The 6839-nt window shown below is 41.3% G+C and carries 5 protein-coding genes and 1 pseudogene; all 6 read right to left on the bottom strand.

What is annotated here, in order from left to right; all coding sequences use genetic code 11:
- Positions 1 to 118 precede the first annotated feature (118 nt).
- Positions 119 to 694 (bottom strand): glycoside hydrolase family 15, encoded by a 576-nt coding sequence (locus JX312_RS07220; protein ID WP_204457531.1) that lies wholly within the window; start codon positions 692 to 694, stop codon positions 119 to 121.
- A gap of 1721 nt (positions 695 to 2415) precedes the next feature.
- On the bottom strand, positions 2416 to 2865 hold the full coding sequence (locus JX312_RS14130) for an AAA family ATPase (RefSeq protein ID WP_239653847.1): 450 nt from the start codon (positions 2863 to 2865) through the stop codon (positions 2416 to 2418).
- A complete protein-coding gene (locus JX312_RS07210; RefSeq protein ID WP_204457530.1) occupies positions 2862 to 3092 on the bottom strand; it encodes a hypothetical protein in 231 nt (76 codons plus the stop codon). Before JX312_RS07210 ends, JX312_RS14130 begins: the two co-directional genes overlap by 4 nt.
- A gap of 2 nt (positions 3093 to 3094) precedes the next feature.
- On the bottom strand, positions 3095 to 5377 hold the full coding sequence (locus tag JX312_RS07205) for a DEAD/DEAH box helicase family protein (RefSeq protein WP_204457529.1): 2283 nt from the start codon (positions 5375 to 5377) through the stop codon (positions 3095 to 3097).
- A gap of 2 nt (positions 5378 to 5379) precedes the next feature.
- A complete protein-coding gene (locus JX312_RS07200; protein ID WP_204457528.1) occupies positions 5380 to 6492 on the bottom strand; it encodes a phosphoadenosine phosphosulfate reductase in 1113 nt (370 codons plus the stop codon).
- A pseudogene (locus tag JX312_RS07195) lies at positions 6489 to 6839 on the bottom strand (hypothetical protein); the annotation flags it as partial. The gene JX312_RS07200 and the pseudogene JX312_RS07195, both read right to left, overlap by 4 nt.

The following is a 6839-nucleotide window of genomic DNA, read 5'->3' as shown; positions in this document are numbered from 1 at the left end:
ACCAACATGAATACAGAGTTTAACAATTTCGCATTAACAGATTTTAAGAGACGCCAGTGGTATTATTTCTATTCGTCAAAGCAGAAACGCCGAGGGAGTTGACCCCGTGGCGTTTATTTTATAGTTCTTCGAGTTCATCTTCGTCCTCTTCCAGGGAATCTTGAGAGGTATTTGGGAGGAATGAGAGGAAGACGCGGAGGAAAGCAGTATCCTTGAAAAAGTAATTGGGATCATCTTCCAATTTCTCTTTTATGAAGTCGAAGCCGAAATTGGCGTATTGCTCCATAGTGTCCATTAACTGATCCACAATTTTAGAAGGCTTGATATCTCCTTTATCAAGTGCGATCAGGTCAATATCTGTTTTGGCAACAAGAGCAGCAAACATATACTCGCGGAGTCGAGGATATTGAGTTCTGCCAAGGCGGCTTTCTTGTGTTCCCCAATTAGATATGGCCCAGCCAAATTGTTTAACTTTAGAAGCATCTTCTATAAGCGGTTTCTTCTGGTCAGAGTATAGCCCAATGAAGAAAGCAAGGATGAAAACCTCGTAGCCGGCACCAAATGTTTTGCCCTTGACCTCGTTGTATTTATTTACGCCTTTACCGTAGTCAGCGAACACACTGATGACGGAGTCTTGGTACTTTTCTTCCCACTGGGGATTACGTTTGCCCCAAAGCTCGTATAGTGATTCCATGTTTAGCGGATTTTTTCAATTAGAGTTCTGATTGTTGCCATGTTGGACTGGTCGAAGTTGGGTGCCTTCTTGATACGGTAGACACTGCATGTAAGTCCATTAATTGCATCTTCATCCAATTTGCCCTTTTCGATGAAGTCTTTAGTGACGATGATGCACTGTTTTTGTATCTTGTCAATAACATTGTAGAAATCCTCCTCCTTGGAGTCTCCAAATGAAGATGTGGCAGCATCAAAGATTAATGGATAATCTTCGTCCCGTTTCTCCTGAGTGAAATCGGAGATAGCGAAAAGCACTGAGATATACATCACGGTTTTTTGGGAGCTGGATGGTTTCTTTATTTCTGTTCCATTAGAACTCAACAACTTAATTTCAGTTGAATCATTCGCTGTTTGAATAAGGCGAACCTCACCATGAAAATCGTTGGCACTGAGCCGAACCATATACTCGTTTGCCTTTTCTTCCATTTCCAAAAGGAAACGCTGCAGATTATCTTTCTTTGCCTGTGAAAATGCCTTGGAAATCTCCTCAAGGGCAGTGTGAANCTCGCGCATAACCTTTACTTGCGAACTTTCCGGATCAAGTTCGTCAAGTTCCTTTTTAAGGTCAGCCATTCTCTTTTCCTGATACTTCAGTTCTGTTTCCAACTCAGACAACCGAACAGATGCCCTCTCATGCGAGGTGTAGAGGCCTTTTATGTCATCGAATTGTTTATCAAGTACTGACTCAGATATATTTCCGGATTGAATGAGAAGACGAGTCTTTTCATCCACGATGTCTTGTATTTTCTGGATAGTCTTTTTGAGGTCATCTTGAAAACGAGCCACAAGCCCTTGGCGGTCAGCTATCTCTTGCGCATAACTGGCAACAGCAGCTTCTTGCGTTCCACTCATTGAGACACTCATATTGTGNAGTTGTTCTATAAAGTCATGAGGGAATAGTTCCTGCTCTTCAATTTCTTTCTTCTGCGATTCCTTTTGTAGTTTTGCTTCAGTGTGACGACGATATTCCTCCAGCTTGTGAACCATGAAAGCGTATGCATCTGAATCCTCTGGGGCTTCTCGTCCACAGACCTTACAGATGTGGTCGTGAATCATCTCTTCCATCGTCTCTTGGTTGGGAAGATACCATGGCAGTTCAGTAGCTCCATTTGAGAGCGCTCCGAGCATTTCCTTTGCCGCTTCCAGTTTACCGACCTCAATAGCCTTGGTGCGTTCAAACTCACGATCCATGGCACGTTTTGTCTTGCTCAAAGCCGATATTTTTTCTTGGAATATCTTCAAGGTAGGACTAAACGGAGCAAGAATCCACATCCGGTCAAGGAGTGCATGATTGTAGTTGACAGCTCCAATTTGAGCCATCAGCTTGTTGCGCTTATCTTCCTGAGTTTTCAGTCGCTCTTTGATGTCGCGATAACGCTGAGAAGCCTCTTGATTATCCTCTATTTGAGACAGAGTCTTGTTATAGGTATCAATAGAGTCTCTCTTTTCCTTGATGTCTTTACGGGTTATACTGATTTCGGTGCCCACACGAGATATGTCGGACTCAAGTTCTCTTGCGCGTTGAGCAACTCTCTTGTCAGAGCGCATCTCTTGAAGATAGGCTTTATTGGCTTTCTCTTCAAAATTACTGGTAATTTCTACCAGTTCATCGAACTTACGAATGTCTGAGAATTTGTCAACCAAATCTTTTAAGGCGGTTTTGTTTTCAAACACGTTAAGCTAAGACTCACCCTTAAACATACTAAATTTCTGTATGAAAGCATCATAACAACGCTCAATGAGTGCCTTGCCATTGACTGCCTCTCGCTCTATGCCGTTTGTCTCGTATCCTCGATAAACCAGTTGGCCAATCTTGAAACTACCATTTTCAAGTTTTTCTATAGTGAAGGATTTCTCTACTGACTTTTCTCCATCGTGGTCAAATTTCATGTAAACGGAAATTTCTTCAACATCTCCGACTTCCATCTGAGACCTGCGCATTTCCGACATTTGTTCCATAAGCCCTCTGTCTTTAGTGGTATCGAGCAACCATTGTAGAGCCTCGAAGAAAGTGGTTTTACCATCGCCATTATCACCGATAATGACAGTGAGACCATCGGAAAACTCAAAGCGATTGTTGTCGCCATAGTAGCTTCGGAAGTTCTTTATTTTTATTTCTTTGATTATCATACGTTACGTTTTAGATAGTCGTTGACTTCTTTCCACAATTCCCGCTCAGAGGCTCCTTCTCCAACGCGCTTTATGATTTGAGCAACTGTGTTGATGATATAGTTGTCAGAGTCAAGAGCTGAGTACAATGAACCGATATCAGATGCTGTATAGCCTCCTACTTTCATCAGACGGTCATTCAGAAGAACCGCCTGAAGCATTTTGTCGTTATTTGAAATGTATGCCATGGTTAGAAAAGAGATAAATTAAAATAATCAAGAATCGGAGATAGTTCCTCATACGCAAAATCTGTATTCTCTGAGAGCAATGCGAAGTCTCGTACACGCTTTAGCTCGGATGCAAGAAGACTACGCTCCATTTTATAACTATCCGCAACTAATGAAATTTCCGGTACTACAACAAGGTCATGGATAATTGCTCTATGCTTGTCCTTATGTGTGCGCAAAATACGTCCTCGACGCTGAATAAACTGGCGTGGATTACCCGTACTGGCACAAAAGACTGCCAATTCACTTCGAGGTACATCAACACCTTCATCTAGACATTTCATGGATGTGAGAACTTCAAGTTTGCCAGATGCGAAATCATCCAAAATCTGATTACGGTCACCTGTCCCGGATATGAATTTCTTCACTGTAGTTGTCGGACTAATGGATTGTACAATCGAAGTATATTGGTCAATCAATGAATCTGAGTAGTCATCATCTGAGAGACTTTCCGCTTCATCATAAAGGTCGGCCTCAAAACTATCAGGTTTGTTCCCCTCCGGTACATATACAAGAGTGTACCTCAAGGAGCCCCGCTCGTTATACCATTCTTGAAGTATTCCATTAAATATCAACTGCTTATTAGCTGCCTTGTGAACAATGCGTTTGCGTTTAAGAAGTAGCCTCATTAGAATGTCATCAGACCCGGGGAAGGAGTCATTGTCGAAGTTGTAAAATTTGGCGAGTTGAAGCGAAATTTTCATATACTCCGACATCTCTTCATCAGTAAGTCTGACAAGATGTGGATAATAGTTGTAACGACAAAGATACCCCTTGTCAATAGCCTCTCGCATTGAAAACTCAAATGTGTAGTTCTCCGAGTTATCACACCCAAAGAATTTGCGCAACTGTTTGTTACCTCTGTCGTCAAATTGTCGTTCAGGTGTAGCAGACAAGCCTATTCGTCTCACATATTTTACACCCTCAAGCCTATTCAAGATTCTCGGAGATCCCATATTGTGGACTTCATCTGCAATAAGAAGTAGTTTCTTGTTAATTTTACCGCTTATTGAAATCAAATCTTTGAAGATGGAATCTCGTGCAAATGAAGCGTATGTTGCAATTATAATATATGAGGGTTCCTGCTCGGAATAGTTAAACTCTTCTTGAAACTTAATCGCGTCAAGCTCAGATTTCCATGATTTATTCTTCGAGCACACCTTTACAATATGTCCGAAGTTAAATTTCTTACATTCATCCTCCCATTGGTCAACCAACGTCAATGTAGGCACAAGGATAATAGCACGATAATACCCTTTGCTCTTATAAATCTCCAACAGGCAGTTTAGTGATGTCAGAGTCTTGCCTGTGCCTGTCGCCATGGCGAACAGTCCCTTCTGCTTATTCTTTTTCCAATTCTCAAAGGCTTGTTGCTGATATGGACGTGGTCCGGCTGGATATGGAAATCTAGGCTCATTCTCCTTGGCTTTTTCAATATTCCGAATCTTATCAATCGCCCTCTCTACTTTAGACTTTGTCTTTTGCAGTATACGCTTAATATTATCAGGAATATTTGCCTCGGTAGCAGACTCAATCAATTCGAGTTCATCATTAAGCAATTCTTCCAGCCCTTTTGATTTGGTTTTAACTGTCGTATATCCTTTCAANTGCGAAGCATCCACAAATTCAACATCATTGTCTTCTCCCTTGAATGCTCTGTCAAATGACTTCTGAATGCCGTTTATTCGACCAACGTCTGCCGGACCATTCCAATCACAGTTGACATTAAGACTTTCCTTATTGTGTATAAGGGCTGTCAGTGAGAAATTAACAGACCCTTCAAACCCAATCTTATTTATGCCGTCGCNGAATGTGCCACATTTGGTGTGTGCTATCCCACTTCCATTGACCATTCGCACTATCTTGATTTCGATTCGGTCGTTGCGTATAAGCCATGCGAGACATTCAAAGAAATGCTTGTCACGCTTATTGAGCGTGTAACTTAGTTGCTCCAGATTTTTCAGGTCAAAGAATGGAAGATCATTACCATCATGAGCCATGGATATGGCTGAGGCATCATCGCAGCTAAGAATATCGTTGATAATCATGCGCATCTTGCCTCCGTTATAAATAAAGGAGGCAAAGCCGTATGACAAGACATTGATTGCAGACGATGAGAAGAAGCCAAGCATCAGGTCAAATGATGTGGCATTACATAGTGATTCGGAAAAGAAACCTACCGGCTCCCATTCTGAATTTGTTTGATACCTGAATGATTCAGGCCATGTCACATCGGTCTTCAACATAGCTATATAAAGCAATTAGCGCAAAATGCGTCGTTATCTTCATCAGGGTCACCGAATAGGTCAACCAATTTTGAACTTCCGGCTTTTTTCTTAGCTTCCTGCTTTTTGATAGCATCAAGTTTAATTTGACGCACTCTCTCCGGACGGATAAGATCAGCAAGACTTTCATTTTGGTTCCAAGTATAACCGTCTTTCTCAAATTCCATGGCTTTGGCAAAAAGATCTGGATGCTGTTCATAAAGCCATATCCATTCAAGTTTTTGTTGGAAGAAGCAGAAATAGCAACCTGAACGGCTACGATTGTATGTTCCTACTTTTCCATCCACCTCAAATTCGATAGGTTTATAGTATGCCGGTACACCAACACCACTATCTTCAAGGATACGGAAAATATCATCTCTGACAAGGATATCATCGTTATCGATTAGAGGAAACTCATCCAACTTACCCACTGGATAGTCAGTTCCTTTGAGAAACTCAAATACAGCTTTATTGAAGAGTCTTACATCCAAATCCATAAGAGCGTTAGCTTTCTTTCCATAGAAAAAGTCTTTGGTCAGAGGATGCTCCAATATTTTCAACAGTTCTAATTTAAGCTCGTCAGGGGCGATGCTCATGTATATATCTGTAAATCGTACTATATTATTCTTGTGAACGATAGTATGGATTACATCTATGCTCCATATATTCTTGCGAAATGGGAAAATCGCTTGAATATTAGGCTTTGTCGAAACATAACCCTCTCGGTCTTCGTCACCTCGAATGCCGACATAGGAGATGGTAGGTCTGTCTCCTACGAAACGTTCCATCTCCTGAAGTTTCATTTTCTGAGTACACCATCTTTGTTGCGGTGATGGAAGAAACATGCCGCTTGCTTTGAGAAAATGCTCAAATGGAGTAGGTTCAGGGCTCCCTTCAGCTGCTCTCAATCTCTTAATACCACCGAGATAGGACTCAAGACGGTTAATCAATAGGTCGGTTTCTGCCAATTCACAACCTGTGTCTGTATTATAATATTCCACATGAAGATTAGGATACTTCCCCTTAATGTAGATTGCGAGAGCAGCGCTGTCTTTGCCCCCGGATATTCCAAGTACGTGTCTTACCTCGCTCATTTCACTTTTTCGTTTAGAAGTTTCAGAAGAACACAAATGTTGAACTCATCATCATCCGAAAGTATGGATGAGATTTTACTCATAATCTCATCAGCTTGTTTAGCCTTATTTTTAGGTAGACGATATGTTTGAGACTTGGAAAATTTGCCAAGATTTGATGCAAGCTCAAAATTGAATGCCTCTGCGTCATCATTTAGATTCTGTACGTCTACAATAGCCGAATATCGTTCCAACTCGCTGAGCATATGAAGAATCTGGTGAATCAACAATGGTTCATCACTATCTTTGGTCTCATCAAGTCGTTTGTCGGTTATTACAATGGCAAGTTTCTCTATAAATTCTCGCTT

This window comes from Barnesiella sp. CU968, assembly GCF_905219685.1.
GTDB lineage: Bacteria > Bacteroidota > Bacteroidia > Bacteroidales > Muribaculaceae > Lepagella > Lepagella muris_A.
The sequence above is the reverse complement of the archived record's forward strand: the minus strand, read 5'-3'. Positions and strand labels throughout refer to the sequence as shown.